Source organism: Kistimonas scapharcae (assembly GCF_039540975.1).
GTDB lineage: Bacteria > Pseudomonadota > Gammaproteobacteria > Pseudomonadales > Endozoicomonadaceae > Kistimonas > Kistimonas scapharcae.
Genome location: NZ_BAABFL010000477.1, coordinates 38494 through 54827, shown reverse-complemented (window position 1 = coordinate 54827; position 16334 = coordinate 38494). Strand labels below are relative to the sequence as shown.

Sequence of the window (16334 nt, the reverse complement as noted above, 5' to 3'; positions counted from 1 at the left end):
GATAGTGAACAGGGGTTATGTCGTCCTTAGTCCCAATCGAACCTGCTGCCGCGTTCCTTCTTCTCGCCTGCGATTTCATCGACGGCTCCTTCACGGATGGACCGGATGCCGCCGAGTACGGGTATGCGGGTCGCGAGACTGCGGGCAGCGGTACGCTCCTTGGCGTTGGAGTCTTCGTTGTCGTCGCCGAGACCTTCGGCAATATTGAATGCGTCGACGCTGAGACCGAAGGTGGGTCCGAACAGGGCGGAGAACTGACGCATCCTGCCGTATGCCCCGTTGTCGTTTTGGGCGGCGACGTTGTGGATGGTGTCAGCGATCAGACCCAGGGCACCGGCCTGCAACAGTCCCTCGGCATACCAGCCAAAGAACTTGTCGACGTCCTTGCCGTGGAAGACAGGGTCGTAACCCAGTTCCTCGGCCAGCTTGTTAAAGCTGCGCTCCCGGAACTCGGCGCTGCGGCCATCGTCTCCGCCTCGCATCTGGGCGAGATCCTTGAGGGCCAGGGAGCCTGCACCGACGGCAGGGGTCGCGGCGATCAGGTAAAGGAGTGGCCAGGGGTTGCCATCGTTCTTGGCCTGCATGATCGCTTTTTTGACCATTCTCATCATCATGGTCGGGAAACTTTTGAACTGGTACAACACCCGACCTATCGGGGTTTGTGCCCAGAGCGGGATGTCGTTCTGGTTCGGCGTGAAGATGGTCTCGTTAGCAAACTTGATAACTGCCTCACGAACGGACGACTGCTTCATTAATGAGTCATCGACCTTGGCCTTGTTGAACACAAACTGTTCGAGACCGAAGTCCTTGAGATAGTTGTGTGCTGACTTGAACTGCTTGGGCTGCAACGCCCAGTCGATCGAGCCATCCTTTCTGAACCCTTTCGGATTGATATGCTTGCGGGCTTTCTGGATTTCGGCCTTGAAGGTCTCCATGCCCACGGCACCGGAGAGCTTGCGCATTGAGTCAGTCCACTGGGTCAGACCGACGGCATTAAAGAAGGCGGTGGATATCTTGCCGCCGTCGTTGCCGTAGAGCTGCTGCATACGCTGGTGCGTCATTGACTCGACAGCGACACCGATATTGCGAATGGCGTCGCGGTAGTCCGGGTCACTGGACATTTTCTTCACGGCCTGCATGTACGAACGAAAGTTGCCAGACCGTACCAGTGGTAACGCCAGGTCGGAGGTTGAGGTCAGGGTAACAAAGCCCAGGAGCGTAACCGAGTTGAATGCCCGGACCCAGCTCGAAAAGCTCTGCTGCGCCTCGAAGAAGGGGCTGTCCTGGCTGATCGGTTTGTGCTGTGTGGCGTTGAAGGTTCCGATCGCGTGCTTGATATCTTTGTCATGCACCCGCGTCTGGCCATAGTGACTGTCGGCCAGACCTTCGATGACGGCATTGACGCGGCGGTTCCAGTGCGGGTTGTCCGGTGTCTTCGACAGACCTTTCAGGAACTCGCGGCCCGCTTCTTTGCCGTCACGCTGCATTACAGAGATGACCTGCTTGAGCGCCTGCTGTGCGGAGTAGTCATTCGTGAATGGCGTCGACATGATCTTCACGGACTTTGTGGAGTCTTCGACGTGGCCGTCCTTTAACTCACGCTGTCCGTAGCGACGAACCTTGTTGGAGGTGAGCAATCCGACGGCTTCTTTCACACCACCACGCATGATATCCATGTATTCATAGAATGCGTGGTTGCCTTCGCCGTACTTGTTATAAAGGTCGAAGCGGCGAGTGGATGAGTCGAAGTATTTGACCAGGACGGATTCGAGGTCTTGCTCCATATACTTGCCCAGGCTCGATTGCTTCAGGAACTCCGGGTGTTTTTCCAGTCGAAGCATACGGGCATAGTCGAGGTGATCGGAGCGGCTTTCACGGGAGCTTGCACCGATCGGCGGGCTGTAAACGCCATCCTCTTCGGTCAGTCGCATGGCGACTTCTTTGGCTTTCGTGATCGCCTCTTCCGGTGTGATCGGTCCGAACTCGGGGGTCAGTTCATGCTCGGTCCTGAAGTACCTGGCCAGCTCGGAGACGAACTCGTCGTAATGTTTGGTGATCATGTCACCCCGCCAGATTTGCGGGAAGTAACCTTTGATGTCGCCGAGCGGGATGCCGATGTCCTTGAGCAAATCTTTCTCGTAGGCGAAGGCGTCACGCAGCATTTCATAAACACCCTTCTCCTGGCCTTTGAGTTTGGCGACGGCACGCTGTCCGGCCTTGGAGTCAGGGTCAACACGCATGGCGTCGACGATACGCTGAAAACTGTCAGGCTGTTTCTTGACGTTGACGCCTCGGGCATAGCGATGCAGGGCGTTACCGGCGTCAGGTAATTTGTGCAGCGCGTCGATGATCGGCTGTACCTTGGCGGAGAGCACAGAGTTCACCCGTTCGAAGTGGCCGGTGCCATGCTCGGGGGCCAGGAAGTCAGCGAACCACTTCATGCCGACGTCACGGAGTCGGCGCGAGTTCGACCGGAGCTGGAAGCCGAACGTGTTCAGCCCTTTCGGTGTGTAGCCCTTGTAGCTCATCGCGTGGAACTCGGCGATGGCTTCGACCCCGTTCTCGTTTAAGGGGCGCTGCTTGATGATGTCACCGAGTACTTGCGTCAGGCGCTTGGGTGCGCCTGCTTTTTCCAGGGCGTCGCCGATGGACGGGAAGTTAAGGGGCTGGAGCGGGCCATCCTTGTCGAGAATGCTCTCCATGATGCCGCCGTTCAGGTTCCAGTCATCCAGCGTGACGTCAGGTGTCTCGTCGTACCGGGCGCGGTCACTGCCGGATCGGGCAAACATATCCCCGTACAGCGTGAGCGGGCGGAACTGGCGCTTGATATCGTCGCGGCCAATCAGGCCGTTGGAGAGATAGGCGGCAGCCTCCCGGATCTTCTCGACCTGGCTGACGAGGAAACTGTCGAGCTGGTCGTCGCCCGTGTCGAACAGCGTGTCGAGGGATTTTTTTTCGCCCAGGTGATCGAGGACGGCGTCGAGGAATTTCTCGCTCGAAAAATCGTCGACGCGGTACCGGGCGGAATCGTCGAGGGCTGCTCGCATCGCCAGGCGTGCGAGGGATCTCGTGACATCCTCGCTCGACGTCCCGGCTTTGGTCAGGCCGTTCGAGAGACGACGGAGATCCGAGCGCAGGGTTTTGAAACCTTCGTCGGTGAAGTCCATGATCGCTCCCTGTTTGACAGGGTTGATTGGCTTACCGGTCAGGCGGTAGATATCGCCCAGGTCGGGGCTGTCCTTGCCGATCAGGCTCATGGCACGGGTAGCCAGGGTACGGGCGACATCCTGTAGCTCGGGGTTGCGGTGGGTGATGTAGCTGGCCAGGGTGCGGATCGACATCGGCGCTTCAGGGGGTACACCGTCATCCCAGGGATGGCCGGTGTTCCACTGGATATCCCGCTCGACAGCCCGGAGTACCGGCCACTCGGACGGCAGGAGTTTAACGTCGAAGTCCGGGTCGTTCTTGCCTGCCCGGTACTGCATCGTCCAGAGTATTTCGTCGATCAGGCCGGAGTCGGCATCCTTGATCGCCTGATTGAACAGTTCAGCCAGGGCGTCGATGCGGCCTTGGCGCACTTCTTTCCTGACCTTGCGGTACTTCTCGGGACGGAGCGGGCTGGCCTTGATCTTCTTCAGGAGTTCCAGGGCAACGCCGTCGGCCAGCTCGGTACCCTCCCACTTCAGCACCAGTTCTTCGAGTTCTTCTTTGCTCTCGATCTTGATGGCGGACTTGATCTTGCCGAGGGTGCGACCGCCGCGCTGACGCTTGGGCTTGGGCACATCTTTCACTTCAGCCAGGGCGTTGTTGATCTTGCGATTGGCGCTCATGGTCTTGCGCCGGGATTTCTTTTTCTCGGCGTCCTCGGCCTTCGCCTGCTTCCTGGCCGCTTTCTCTTCCGGTGTGGCGTCGATGCGGTTGCCGTAATCTTTCCAGCGCTTCCTGGTGTTCAGGTCGTCGGCCAGGCGGATATCTTCGGCTTCACGGTAGCTGTTCTGTAATGCTTTCCTGACACGGTCGATCACTTCCAGGATTGGTGGTGCATCGCCCCGACCCTCGTACATGAGAGTACGGATGTCATCGGGATTGGCGTCGCCGAAATTAATGATCGAACCATTGAGTGAGGCTTTACCGTCATCGTCGAAGGAAAGCAGGCCGGACTCGTGCAGTCGGGACATGGCCTCATCGTCAGTCTCTTTTGCGCTGACGGTGATATGTTCGCTGAGACTGCCTTCACCCTTGAGGGCATAAAAGAGTTGGTTACTGGCTCGGCGTACAACCGGCGTGAGTCTGGCAGACTTGATCGGACCGAAGCGCTGGAGGCTGAATAGTGTGGTGGCGAGATCCATCCCCGCCTCGGGGTGGATGTTGCCGGTCTCGGCCATGGCGATCAGGTCTTGCGCCGCCAGTTCCGCCTCGTCGAGACGGGTCAGAGTCTTGTGGATATGTGCGCCGATCACCGTGGTCGGATCGGGTGCCTTGCTTAACTCGTGAACCGGACCGCCAGAGCGAGCCTTGATGTCGGCGTCGTCCGGGAGAATCTTGGCAAAGATCGGTTCAAGATTCGGGTCGATCGGCTGCTTGCGCCAGTAGCGATCGAAGATAGCCTTGATGTAATTGGTGATCTTCGACCAGAGTTGCTTGAGGATTTTCTCGTTCTCGGGGGATACGTCGGCCAGCTTGCGGTTGACCCACATATCAAACTGCTGGGCGAATATTTCCTGGGGGCTTGTGGCTCTGTTCAGGAAGTCGTTTGTCTTGACCGTGTCATTGCCGAAGACTCCTTTTCTGATGGCGTCACCTGCCGGGATCATGTCGACCATTTTATTGATGTCGATGGTGCCGTTGTTGTCGTACATTCTGGACATGACATTCCAGAACTCCAGCTTATCGGCAGAGGTCAGCAGGTTGAGATAAGCCCAGTGCCCGACCTCGTGAAAGAGGACGTTCATTTGTGGGGCGTAATTCAGATCATCGTTAAAGGGATCGACATTGACCGTGTTGTCGAACGGTTCCAGGCGGTTCTCGCCCGGCCTGATATCGGGCAGAACCCCGTGGGCTTTCTCGATCCTGTTAAGGAGCTGGTAAGCCAGGTCTTTTTCTTTGTCGGAGTATTCCCTGAATATCTTGTCGATATTCTTTTCAATGTCGGCGCGGTTGCCCACATCCTTCATGATCCCGTTCGGTGCATGACGATTCAGTAAATCGTACAGGGTTCGCAGGTGTTCGATGTGCTCCGTGATCTGGCTTCGCCGGGTGAGACCTTGCGCTGGCTCCAGTGAGGTGATCAGCACATCAAGGCTGCTTATGCTGAATTGGTTATGCCCGGCTATGGGCATCCCGCCGTAATCAAGAGCGTCGATTTCCTTCTGGGTGAGCGTGTCGATACGGATGGATTGATTGACAGACTCACGGCGGCTCATCGGCTCCCTGTTAATTGCTTCGGGCCGTGATGCCTTCTCGGCCTGCGCCTTGTTGCGCATGGCCTTGGTCTTTTCAGAGTTCAGCGGCTCGAAGGTATTGCCTGCCCGCTTACTGAAAGAACGTGAACCTTCTTCGACGTGACCTATCTCGAACTCTTCCGCCTTCCCTTTGCCGAGGAGGGCTTTGACGCCGTCAGGATCGTTGAGTTGTTTATCGCTGAGAACTCGTGCCTGGAAAGCGATGGTGTCAGGCTTACCGCTACGAGGACGGATAGCCAGGCGACGGCCAGGTGGTACATCGTAACCGGCCTGGTTGCCGGTTTTGGTGATCGCCTTCGCGGTGCGGGCTTTGTCTTCAGCGGCTTGCGATGCGGTCTGCTGGAGCTTGCGGCTTTCAATGTCACGAACGGCGCGGGCAATCGCATCCTTGTCTCCTGCGGCAAACGCTTTCGCGGCATCGACCATAAGGTCGGCGTCGCTTTTGGTGGCTGAAACGCTTTCAGAAACCGGTTCAGGCTCGTCGAACTTGCCGCTCAGTTTCTTTTGGCGGGCGGCGTAAGCCTCGTAATCAAAGGTCTTGCCCCGGTTGTTCCTGCCCCAGAGATCGTCGAACTCGTCTTCGCTGAGATTGCCACGGCGGACCTGGGACTTCTCTTGCTTCCATTCCTCGACAAGCTGATCGAGGGATTCCTGGCTGGGTCCGGCTTCTTGCTTGGGTGCGCTGGACTGCTCGCCCTTGTTATAGATCGGGGTCTCATGGCTCACCCCGCCACGGCGGGCGCTACGGGCATCGCCGATGGTGGCGTAAACCTTGTCGGTGGTGGGATCGTAATAAACCCGCTCGCCACGCTTCGACCATTCATCGGTGAAGACCTTGCGACCGTCTTTGGTTTCCTTGAGTGTTTTGGTGCCGAGTTTGACCGGCTTCTTCGGGATGGCTGAGAAGAACTCTTCTTCAAACCGGCCCTCTTTAAAGCGTGAACCGTTGGCAATGCTGCCGGTCTTGATGGCGTGCTGGCCAGCGATGCGAATCTCTTCGAGGCGCAGTGTGGGTTCGTCGGTACCGGCAGTGTCACGGGTGACGACGTAGCCTTCGCCGTTGACCTCACCGCCGAGTTTTTTGCCGGGCTTGATGATGCCCTGGGCATTGCGGGGGTTATCGAGTTCGCGCTGGTGCTGGTCGTGGTACTCGGTCGCGCTTTTCCTGTAGATCGGCTCGTCGGGGTTGAGCTTGCCACGGCCTTTGGTCTTGACCCGGACCGGGTTCTTGCCCGGCCCTTGTGGCATATCTGGCCAGCGGGAGATGATGACCAGTTCGTCGGCCCAGTCGCCGAGTCCCCTGTTCTCGTAGATTTCCCGATAGGCGGCGCGACGGAGGGCTTTCTGTTCCTTGCTGCCTTTCATGCCCGCCAGGTCGAAAGCCCGTTCCAGCTCCATGCCTTCGTAGACTTCCCGCCACTGGTCGAGGACGTCCTTCGGGAGCTTGGCGGCTTTGGCCAGGTCTTCGGCGGCGGTACCCTTGGGTGGCGTGATGCCCCGCTTCTTCATCAGGCGGGACATTAACCGGCCAGGTTGTTTGCTCTTGGCGATCTGTTCTGGAGTGACAGATAACTCATCGCCCAGCATACGGATGATGTCGTCATCGACCCATTTCGGGTAAGGCGAGGTACCACCCCCGGCATCCTTCTTGATGTCGGCCTTGGGTGCAGACTGGGTTTTTACTTCTGGTTTGGTCGTGTCGACCGGAGCCGGATCGTCGGTTGAGGAGGGGGTGGGTTCCGGGTCCGGCTCCGGTGACACGTTCGGTTCGCCGTCGGCGTCGGCCTTTGGCGCTGTGTCCGTTGCGGGTTGTTCTGTTGTGGTTTCCGCTTTGGTTGTTTTGTTTTTGGCTTCTTCTTTCTCGGGTTTGAAGAAGCTCCAGTTTTCGTTGTCGATGTGCTGCTTGTATTTGGTAGCGCGGGCAATCGCTTCATCCTGAGCGGTGAGAATTTTCTTTACGTTCTCATTGTCGCCCTTATCGCTGGATGTTTTTAACTGGTCGCTAAGATTATCGAGGTTCTTGCGCTCGGTGATCAGCGAGACCTGGGCACGCTGGCGCAGCATCAGTTCGCTGGCCATCTCCTCGTCACCGTTGGCCAGGGCTTTGCGGTACTCTTCGCGCAGTGCGGCGTACTGGTTTTCCAGTTCCATCCGGTGCGGCAGAACATCCGGCTCGTCGGGGATCTCGTCGTTGAGCTGGGCATTGATACTGTCGATGTCACGCTCGGCGGCGCTGGCCTCACCGTCCGTGATCCTGTCCCACGCCACCTCCTTCACCCTGGGCCGGAATGAGATCAGTTCCTTGAGGGTGCTGTCCGGCATCTCCTCGATCTGCTTGGGGGTGTAGCCCGCGTCCACCAGTTTTTTTGCAGCCTCCTCACCGATCTGGATACCGGTGCGCGAGGCCACGGCACCCATGAGGGCACCCATAATGCCACCGGCTCCGCCACCGATGGTCGCCGCACCGGCAAGCTGGCCATAGGAGAACTCGTCTTGCAGCCCGAGTTCCTGGTCCCGCTTCTGGATCATGGCGTCGACGCCGCCAGAGATTCCGGCGTTGACCAGGGCTTCCTGTTTGGCACCGGCCTTCACGGCTGCCCATGTGGCGGCTCCCTTCGACATCCCTTTTGCGGTGGCGAGACCTCCGGCCTTGACGGCGGCAGTGCCACCGAGCAGGTTGACCGGATCGGCCAGCATGGAGAGCGCCGCCTCGCCGAACACATGGCCTGCACCGAACCGGTCGATGGCCCCTCCTTCTTCCCAGAAGCTCGGCATCCGGTTATAGACGGTCTGGAGCCTGCGGCGACGGGCGCGTTGATCCTTGGAGGCAGTCTCGGCGGCGTACCAGTTGCGGGCGGCGGAGACGGTGTTGGTCTCGGCCCATAAGCGATCCTCGTACCAGCGCTTGAGCATGTCCTGGTCACTGGTGAACTCCTCGCCTTTTTCCTCGCGGTAGAAATTACGCACATCGTCGAGGAAGCGTGAGTCGCGGAAGACGTTGCTGACGTCGAGGTTCTGGGTGTAGTCCGAAGAAGAGAGGTCGCCGCCCCTGGGACCGAGGCGAAGGTCGTTGATGTCCGTCACGAAAGGTGCTCCAGTTTCCTTTCCAGATTGTTACGACAATCTTAGGAAGGAGCCTGGAGCGTGTCGTCCTTATAAAACTACTCAATATAATACCAATCGCTCTTTCTACCCTCGATCAGAACAGCCTTTCAGTTTGATCTACTGTTATTGGATAGAAAATGTGACAGCTATTATTCAACCAGTCCGTACCATCAATCTTCCATAGCGATCATGAAAAAAATGCACTTCAGGTTCTGGCCGAACTTCTTTGGGAGCTTCAAAAAACTTTCGCTTATTGCTTTTCTCCTCGTCAAGTTTTGCGGTTATTTCAGGATGCTGTTGTCGCAGACGAAGATTTTCCTCAATGAGTGATTGCACTCCTTCGCTGACGCGAATATGACGGGCAACAAGCTCAGCATTGTCCGCATAAGCAGGGTTGTTAGGAATGGATGCGTTTCCTCTATGCTCGACAACTCCCCGGCTTCCGGTTGAACCTTCTGATTTTATCGAATCACTGGAACCTGTCGAATAACCACTGTCACTAATGCTATTGTTTCTTTTTACACACGATAAAAACATGGTATTACCTCCCTGTATGAGTATTGCGTCTTTGCATGCGAAACTACGTTATAAAAAATAATTAACGCATTTTTGAAAAATAAGAAAAAATATTAAATCAATGTATTCATCCAACGTGTTTGTCAAAGCAGCAATAATCATATAACTGATCACCATAATCTTAAATACGACAAAGGTATAACCCTTTATCTGTAACCGGTCGGGTCTTTGATCAGCGTGCTGCTGATCTCGTAATCCGGTGCCGGTGTCTGGCGCAGTATCTCTTTCTGCCGGTAGAGGCGGGAGAGGGTGTCACTGAGCCGGTCTTTTTCGTTGCCGTACATGCCGAAGTAGCGGGGGTTGTCGATGGCCGCCTCCACTTCGCTGATGTGCTGGTCTATGCGCTGGATGAATGCCTGCTTCTGTTGCTCGAAGTCAGCCTCGACGATGTCCCTGACCCTGGCGACATCCGACGCAATGGCCGGATCGTAGGCACCTTCAACGATGTGCCGCCTGTCATCCGTGAAGGCTTTGATCATCACATCCGGGGTGAAAACCGACGCGATATCCTTGTCATATTCCTTGAACCGGCCTTCAAAGGAGGGAAGCGGTGGCCGCGCTCCCTGGCTGTACCTCGACATCTGTTGGTTCACGAAGCCCTGCTCATCCGTAAAGCCGGACGAATACCCCGACTGCATGGCGGCGGAAATCACCATGCTCTCGATGGCCGAAGGCATCATCTCCTCAAGGGCTTCTTCGTTGTCCTTGAGGTAGGTAATCACGAAGTCGATGGTGTCATCGTCAAGCAGGTATTTCCGGCTGATACCGAGTGCGGCGGCGGCAGGGTTGGAATCTTTTTCGAGGACAGCCTGCGCGTTCAGCTTGATCCGCTCCGACTGCATCCCTTTCCTTTCCGCGAACCGGTCAGCCGCCCTTTCCTCGCGCTCAAGCATCCCCTTGTCATACATGCGTTTTTGCTGCTTGTAGGCGGCGTCACGGTAGGCCGGGCTGCCGAGGGTCTGGTTGATCTCGTCGATGCTAAATTCATCGGCCAACCCCTGTCGCTCACGCTCCCTGTTGGCCCTCGCCAGGAGTTCGTCATCACTGAGCTGGCTGAATACCTCGGGCCGTTCACCCAGCCCCTTGAGGATCTCGTAACGGGCGTCGTTCTCGTACTGCATGGCGAGTTCATCGCCGAAGCCGGGGAATTGTTGGCGCAGGTAATCACCACGGGCAGCGACCGGAAGGCTTTTGATGGTATCCATCTGGCTTCCGAGGGCTTTGGTCATCAGGGTTTGGCGATGCTGGCCGAGGTTCTGCACGCCAGACAGGGAGCGTTGTACGTATTGTTCCGATCCCTGCCCGAGCTGGCCGACCAGGGCTTGCCCGAGCTGTTGGGGAGAGGCGTCATTGCCGAGCTGCATGATGAGGTTGTCACGCATGGCGTCCACCTGGCCCATGAACTGCATCTCCTGGGAGCGCATTGCGAGCTGGTTTTGCTGCTGCTTGACGGCGTGTTGCTGGTTCTGGCGCTCGATGAAGTTGGCGACCCACTCTCCCGGTGCGTTGGGGTCCATCTTTTTCCAGAGTTCGATGCCCTGTTCCGGGGTCATGCCCGGCGAGTTGGCGATCAACTGCTGCATCGCCTGCATGTTGGCGAGGCGGGAGGTGCGGACCTGGCGCTGTTCCTGCCGTTGCTGCAACTGCTGTTTGTGCGTGTATTCCTGGTTCTGCCGGTTGACGTAATCGGCGATCCAGTCGCTCGGCGCTCCGGGGTTCATCTGCCGGTAGAGACCTGCCGCCTGTTCCGGGGTGATCCCCGGTGACTGGGCGATGATCTGCTGCATGGCAGCCATGCTGTCGATGTTGGCCTTGCGCTGGACATTGCGCCGGTCCTCGACCTGCTCATTGCGGTCGCGGTAGCCGCCGTAGACGTTACCCCATGGGATGTTAAGCATGATCCCTCCTTAGCTCCATGCGTTGCTCATCCAGTCCCGGCTCTGGCTGGCCATGCTGGGCTGGCCGTTCATACCCTGCCGGGTGAAGTCGGCCAGGATGCTGCCGAGCTGGCTGGCCTGGTTGTTGGCCATGTTCGTGTAGGTGTTGGCCAGGTTGCCGGAGTTGTTGACGAAGGCGTTGGTTGAATTGGTGGCGGCGTTGATCAGTGCGCCGAGCTGGGTGCCGGGTATTTGCGTGCTGGCCGTGCCATCCCCTGAATACTGGAAGCCAGCGGCGCTGGGGATGTTGATCTGGCTGGCATAACCCTGGCTGACCGGCTGGGTATAGACGCCCGAGCCGATGTTGACCGGTGCGCCAGTCAAGGCCGACTGGATATTGCGGTCGTAGGCGGCGGACGTTGTATTGATCGTGGGCGACATGGCGCTCGGCGCATTGGGCAGGTTCATGTTGTAGTTGAGAACCGTGCCGTTGGCCTTGATGATTTCGTCGACGCTGGCCATGCGCTCCTGGATCGCCTGCTGCACGCCGGTATTCTCGATCTGTTGTAACCCGCCGATGTACTTGGCCGCATCATCGTAGGCGCGAACATAGGCGTTGTTGTATTCGTCCGCCATGCGCGAGGCCACTTCGGCGCGACGGGTGGCTCCGGTAGTGCTGGCGTCGATGCCGCCTGAGATCATGGCCGCTTCGTTGATCGAGCCGATCCGGTCGGCGGCGCGGTCCACGTTGGCCTGGTAGGTAGCCCAGCGATCCTGGGCCTCGCTCTCGACGTCCGCCTCGGTATAACGGTTGGCCGTCGGCAAGGCTCCGAGCCGGGTGCGCAGGGCGTCGAGTTCCGTGGCCAGGTCGTCGGTGAGTCCCTGGATGCGCGAGCGTTCGTCGAGCATGAACTGACGCTCGCCCTGGGCCTGACTGTCGAGAAGGGTCTGGCGCTGGATGTCGTAGTTACGCTCGTCGAGCAACTGCTGGAGCGCGGCGTTGTAGTTGTCGAGATCGGTCTGGCGCTCCCCGGCAGCGATACCCTTGGCCCAGTCGAACTGGTCAATGGCATACTGGCGCTGGTCGGCGGTGAGCTGCTGGTTCTGGAGCAACTGCTCAATGTCGAATGCCCGCTGGTTGGCGGCGAGCTGGTCGTAATGGGTCTGGCGGTCGCGAAAGTAATCCTGCTCGGCCTGCTGTTGGCTGCGATCCGATGCCTGGAGCTGCCGGTAATAATCAAAGGCGTTGAGGGCTTGCTGCTGGTTGAACTGGTTCTGCCCGAGCTGGATGTCGTTAAGCCAGCGCTGGTACTCCAGCTCTTGTACGGCCAGCGAACTCGCCAGTTCGGATTGACGACGCTGGAGCGCCAGTGCGTCCGCCTGCATGGCCATCTGGTTCTCGGCCTGCCTGGCGGCATCGCTGGAACCGAAAAAACTGGAAAGGGCACCCGCCCCCATCAGGACGGCACTGAAGGGCTCCATAAGTCCTCCTTAACTGTTCAGCCCGAGAGCGCGGGCGAAGGCGCTGATCATGGCCGGGTTATCGGCGTCTTCCTCGTTACCGTTTTTCTCCAGCCAGGCTTTGTATTCCAGCACGGTCAGGGGATCACGGAACGGCAGGCCGGTCAGGGTCAGGTTGCCGAACTGGTCCAGCGCGTTTGACACTTCCACCTGGCCTGCGAGTTCGGCCCTGGCAGCCGCTTCGGCGTCCGCTTCCAGGCGAGTCCTTTCGCCTGATAATAACTGCGAGATGGCATCGACTTCGTCCTGGGCCTGCGCGGCGTTGTACTGGCCGTACTGGCTGTTGATGCCCGAGAACTGGTCTTCGAGGATTTTTAGCTGGTCGAGGGAGGTGATCGTTGTATCGTCGAGGGTACCCTGAAATGCCTGGGCGTCGCTCTCGATGGTGGATCGCGTGTCGAACAGTGCTTGCAGCCTGTCATTGATCGAGGAAACCGTGTCGCCGTAGGCGGTCTGGAGATCACCGGCACGGCCACCCATAAAGTTATTGGCGCTGGTCTGGCCTGCGAGCGCCTGGGCTTTCAGCTCCCGAAGGGCGGCCTCGTCCCAGTCCTGGGCCGACTGGATCGACTGGCCAAGTTCCGTGGCCGAGTTGAACAGGTTGTCGACGGTGTTCGTGCGCTGGTTGGTGAGCGAGTCGAGGATGCCCTGGGTCGAGGTGAGCAGGCTGTTCTCGTCGCTGAAGTCGTAGTCGAGGACCGAATTGAAGTCGCTCAAGGCCGACTGTTGTTGCGCCAGTCGCTCGTAGGCGCTGTCGAGGTTGGCCTGGTTGTAGATGCCGGAAGCATTGGCCAGGTCGGCGATCTGGATCGACTGGTTGCGGGCATTGGCCTCGGCGTCAGCAATGCGCCGGAGTTCCAGGTTGCGCTCAAGCTGGAGGCTGTCGACCCGGTTGTCGAGGCCGGACAGGGCTTCGAGCTGGGCTGAGAGATCAGGACTGAGTTCTGAACTGAAGCCTCGTACATTGGCCAGGGTGCTCTCGATATCCGAGTTGAGGTTGATGATCCCGTCGGCATGGGTGATGTCGAGGCCGTCGAGGGTCTGGCCATAGGTACCGGCAAGGGTGTTCATCCGGGTCTGGAAGTCATTGATTCGCTGCTGCTCTGCCTCGCGCTGGGAACGGAGGTCGGCGATACCGGCCAGGGTGTCGTTGAATAATCCGGTTGACCGGCTGAAGTCGGTGTTGAGTTCGCTGGTGAATCCCTGATTGTCCGCCAGCGCGTTCTGGATATTGCGCTCCAGCGTGTTCATGGCCGTATCGTTGGCGATGCCGAGGGTATTGAATGTCTGGTTGTACTGGTCGGCCAGGGTACGCTGGTTGGCCTGAAAACCCTGGTAGCGCTGCTGCTCCTGGCTGTACTGGCTGTCGAGGCTGTTCAGGATGTCGAGGGTGCCTGAGAAGGCATTGCCGTAGCTGGATCTCTGGGCGAGATCCGGTGCGTCGAGGGTGTCGGGCGTGGCCAGGCCACCGACATTGGCACCGTAATAGTTGTTGCCCAACGTGAACCCGTACTGTGAGGACTGGAACAGCGGCTCGTTGCCTCCTGTCCAGTTCAGCGCATTGAACTGGTCCTGTGTGCTGTACACATCGGTACGCAGTGTATTGATGGCGTCCTGGTCGGCGAAGCTCAGGCCGCGAGCCTGGCTCAGAAAGTCGTTCCCCTGGTCGGCGAAGCCCTGGAGCTGGTTATTGAAAGCGCTGACGCTGTCGTTCCAGGCGTTTGCTTCCTGCTCACGGCGCTGGTTTTCCTGGCGGGAGAAATGCCCGATCTGGGTGGCGTATTTCTCTTCTGGTGCAGGTGGCGGCGTATAATCGTTACCGCTTTTCTTACCCATTGCTCACTCCTTTCAGCCAACGGCAATCCTCCCGTAACATGCCGTAGAGAACGGCATCCTCCCCACTGATGGCACGGCGAACCCGCCCCTCTTTCACAAAACCAATCCTCTGGTTGAACCGGTTTGCGTGGCTGTTGGATACCTGTACGGTGGTGGTGATGCGGTCAACCTGTAACTGGTCGAAGCAGTAACCGAATACATTGGCCATCAAGGTGCGTGTCAGGAACCGGGGTGTTGTGGCATAAACCGCTATGTGGATATCGTTTTTCGTGTAGTTGTACAGCGTAATCCCAGCGAGAAGCTGGTCGTTCTTTTCCACAAAAAATGAAACGGCAGGCCCGAGGGACGGACAGTCGAGGCATGTCTCCACCCATCGCTGGATAATACCGGAGTCGTCGATACCGATCTTCATAGTGTCAGGTTGCTGATGGCAATGGCCGCATCCAGGGTGTCTGGCGAGCTGGCGTTGGTGATCCTGAGACCGATGGTTTTACTGCTGGCGGTCGCGTCGATCTCGACAATGGAGCCGAGCGTGATTTCGATCGGGGTTGAACTGACAGCATGGGCAGAACCCACGACCACGCCGTTGACGATCAGCTCGGCGGTACAGGTGCCGGAGGTCAGGCGAAGGGATATCGCCTCGACCCGGACTCGTTGGCGGAAGATACGGGTAAAGGTAATGTCGCCATCGGAGACTACCCCGTCGACAATCCTGAAGACTGAGGATTGCGACAGCACTTCCGGTAACTGGCTGGTCGGGATATGGCCGGATGAGTCGAGGCTCGCGACCCCGTTGGCTGCACCCTTGGTGTTCTTCTCGATCAGGCCACTGAAGTCGATCGCGCCGTACTCATACCCGGTGCCGGTACCGTTGAGACGGACGTACTGGCCAGCATTGGAGGTGCTGAATGTTGGTAACGCGGCGTCCGGTGTCGTGGCCAACCACTGCACACCGTCATAGATGAATAACTGGTTGGGATTCCTGGCCGTGTTCAGCCAGAAGTGGCCGGTCTCTGCATCGACAGGGGTGGTTGCGCTGATATGGAGGACCGCTTTGTTGGAAAGCGCCGTCACCAGTCCGTTGACCTTCTCTTGTCCGATAGCGTCATCGGCCAGCTCAACCTTGTCCAACCGGATCAGGCCGGTGGCCGGGTTCACAAAGTGTGCCTCGAACATGAAACCGGTCAGGGTTTGGGACGCGATGTTCTCGCCGGTCAGTATTGTGACCAGGTTGCCTGCGGGTAAGGCTGTGTTGAAGGTGATCGTGTTCGATTCCGGCTGGGCGGTGTAGTCATGGCTACCGCCAGGGCGCTGCATGATGCCGTTACGGTACACCATGATCTGCGTGTCATCGCTGAACTCGAACGGGAATGCCGCCTGGGTGCTGTCGGTGACGGTGTCTGTGCGCTGGTAGCCAGAGATGGCGGCGGCACGAACCCGATAAAAGGTGATGAGCTGGCCGTTGGTTGGTGCTGCTACAAAGGTAACATTGCCGTTGGTTGGTGATGTGGTGTAGTGAGTGGTCGGGGTCTGGAGGAATCCGTCGAGAAATACCAGCACGTCGTCGGATTCGTCGTGGGCGTAACTGAAAACCGTGGTGGCGTCGTCACCGGTATAGTCCAGCCTGGCAAAGAATATCGGTGCGCCAACTTCTCCCACGGATTGACCCGGTTCACCCCGGAGTTCTTCGAGGGATGCCAGAACTTTCCAGCCATTGTCGGGATCGCTGTAGCTACCGACGCGGTATTCGATGCCGCTTGAGGCGTCACGGCGCAGTTCGACCGGCCCGATGAAACGTCCCTCATCGTCGAACAATATGCGCAGCAATTCTGCGATGGTGTGATTACCCAGCTCGGCGGAGTTGAGGTAGCGAATAACGCTTTCGAACTCCTGCGAGATGTTGCCGGAGGTGATGTAGTTCTGGGGAAATTGCTGTCGTAACCTGGCCATCCTTTGC

7 protein-coding genes are annotated in these 16334 nt (G+C 58.2%); all 7 read right to left on the bottom strand.

Features of this window, described 5'->3' with window-relative positions:
• Positions 1 to 26: 26 nt before the first annotated feature.
• The 7 genes from ABD892_RS25465 to ABD892_RS25435 all read right to left on the bottom strand — a co-directional run bounded on the left by ABD892_RS25465 (position 27) and on the right by ABD892_RS25435 (position 16327).
• Positions 27 to 8546 carry a hypothetical protein gene (locus tag ABD892_RS25465; protein WP_345199143.1) on the bottom strand — a complete coding sequence of 2840 codons (8520 nt, stop codon included), beginning with the start codon at positions 8544 to 8546 and terminating at the stop codon, positions 27 to 29.
• Between the two features lie 174 nt (positions 8547 to 8720).
• Complete coding sequence (locus ABD892_RS25460) at positions 8721 to 9104, bottom strand: hypothetical protein (protein ID WP_345199142.1); 384 nt, start codon at positions 9102 to 9104, stop codon at positions 8721 to 8723.
• Positions 9105 to 9289: 185 nt separating this feature from the next.
• Positions 9290 to 11041, bottom strand: coding sequence for a hypothetical protein (locus ABD892_RS25455; protein ID WP_345199141.1), 1752 nt, complete (start codon positions 11039 to 11041; stop codon positions 9290 to 9292).
• A 9-nt stretch (positions 11042 to 11050) separates the two neighbouring features.
• Positions 11051 to 12502 (bottom strand): hypothetical protein, encoded by a 1452-nt coding sequence (locus ABD892_RS25450; protein ID WP_345199140.1) that lies wholly within the window; start codon positions 12500 to 12502, stop codon positions 11051 to 11053.
• 9 nt (positions 12503 to 12511) lie between these two features.
• Entirely contained in the window at positions 12512 to 14377 is a 1866-nt protein-coding gene (locus ABD892_RS25445) for a hypothetical protein (protein ID WP_345199138.1), read from the bottom strand.
• Positions 14370 to 14789: a GNAT family N-acetyltransferase gene (locus ABD892_RS25440; RefSeq protein ID WP_345199137.1), complete on the bottom strand. Its 420-nt coding sequence runs from the start codon at positions 14787 to 14789 to the stop codon at positions 14370 to 14372. Before ABD892_RS25440 ends, ABD892_RS25445 begins: the two co-directional genes overlap by 8 nt.
• The gene (locus ABD892_RS25435; RefSeq protein ID WP_345199136.1) at positions 14786 to 16327 is read right to left on the bottom strand and encodes a hypothetical protein; all 1542 of its coding nucleotides are present in this window, start codon (positions 16325 to 16327) and stop codon (positions 14786 to 14788) included. Before ABD892_RS25435 ends, ABD892_RS25440 begins: the two co-directional genes overlap by 4 nt.
• Between the last annotated feature and the right edge of the window lie 7 nt (positions 16328 to 16334).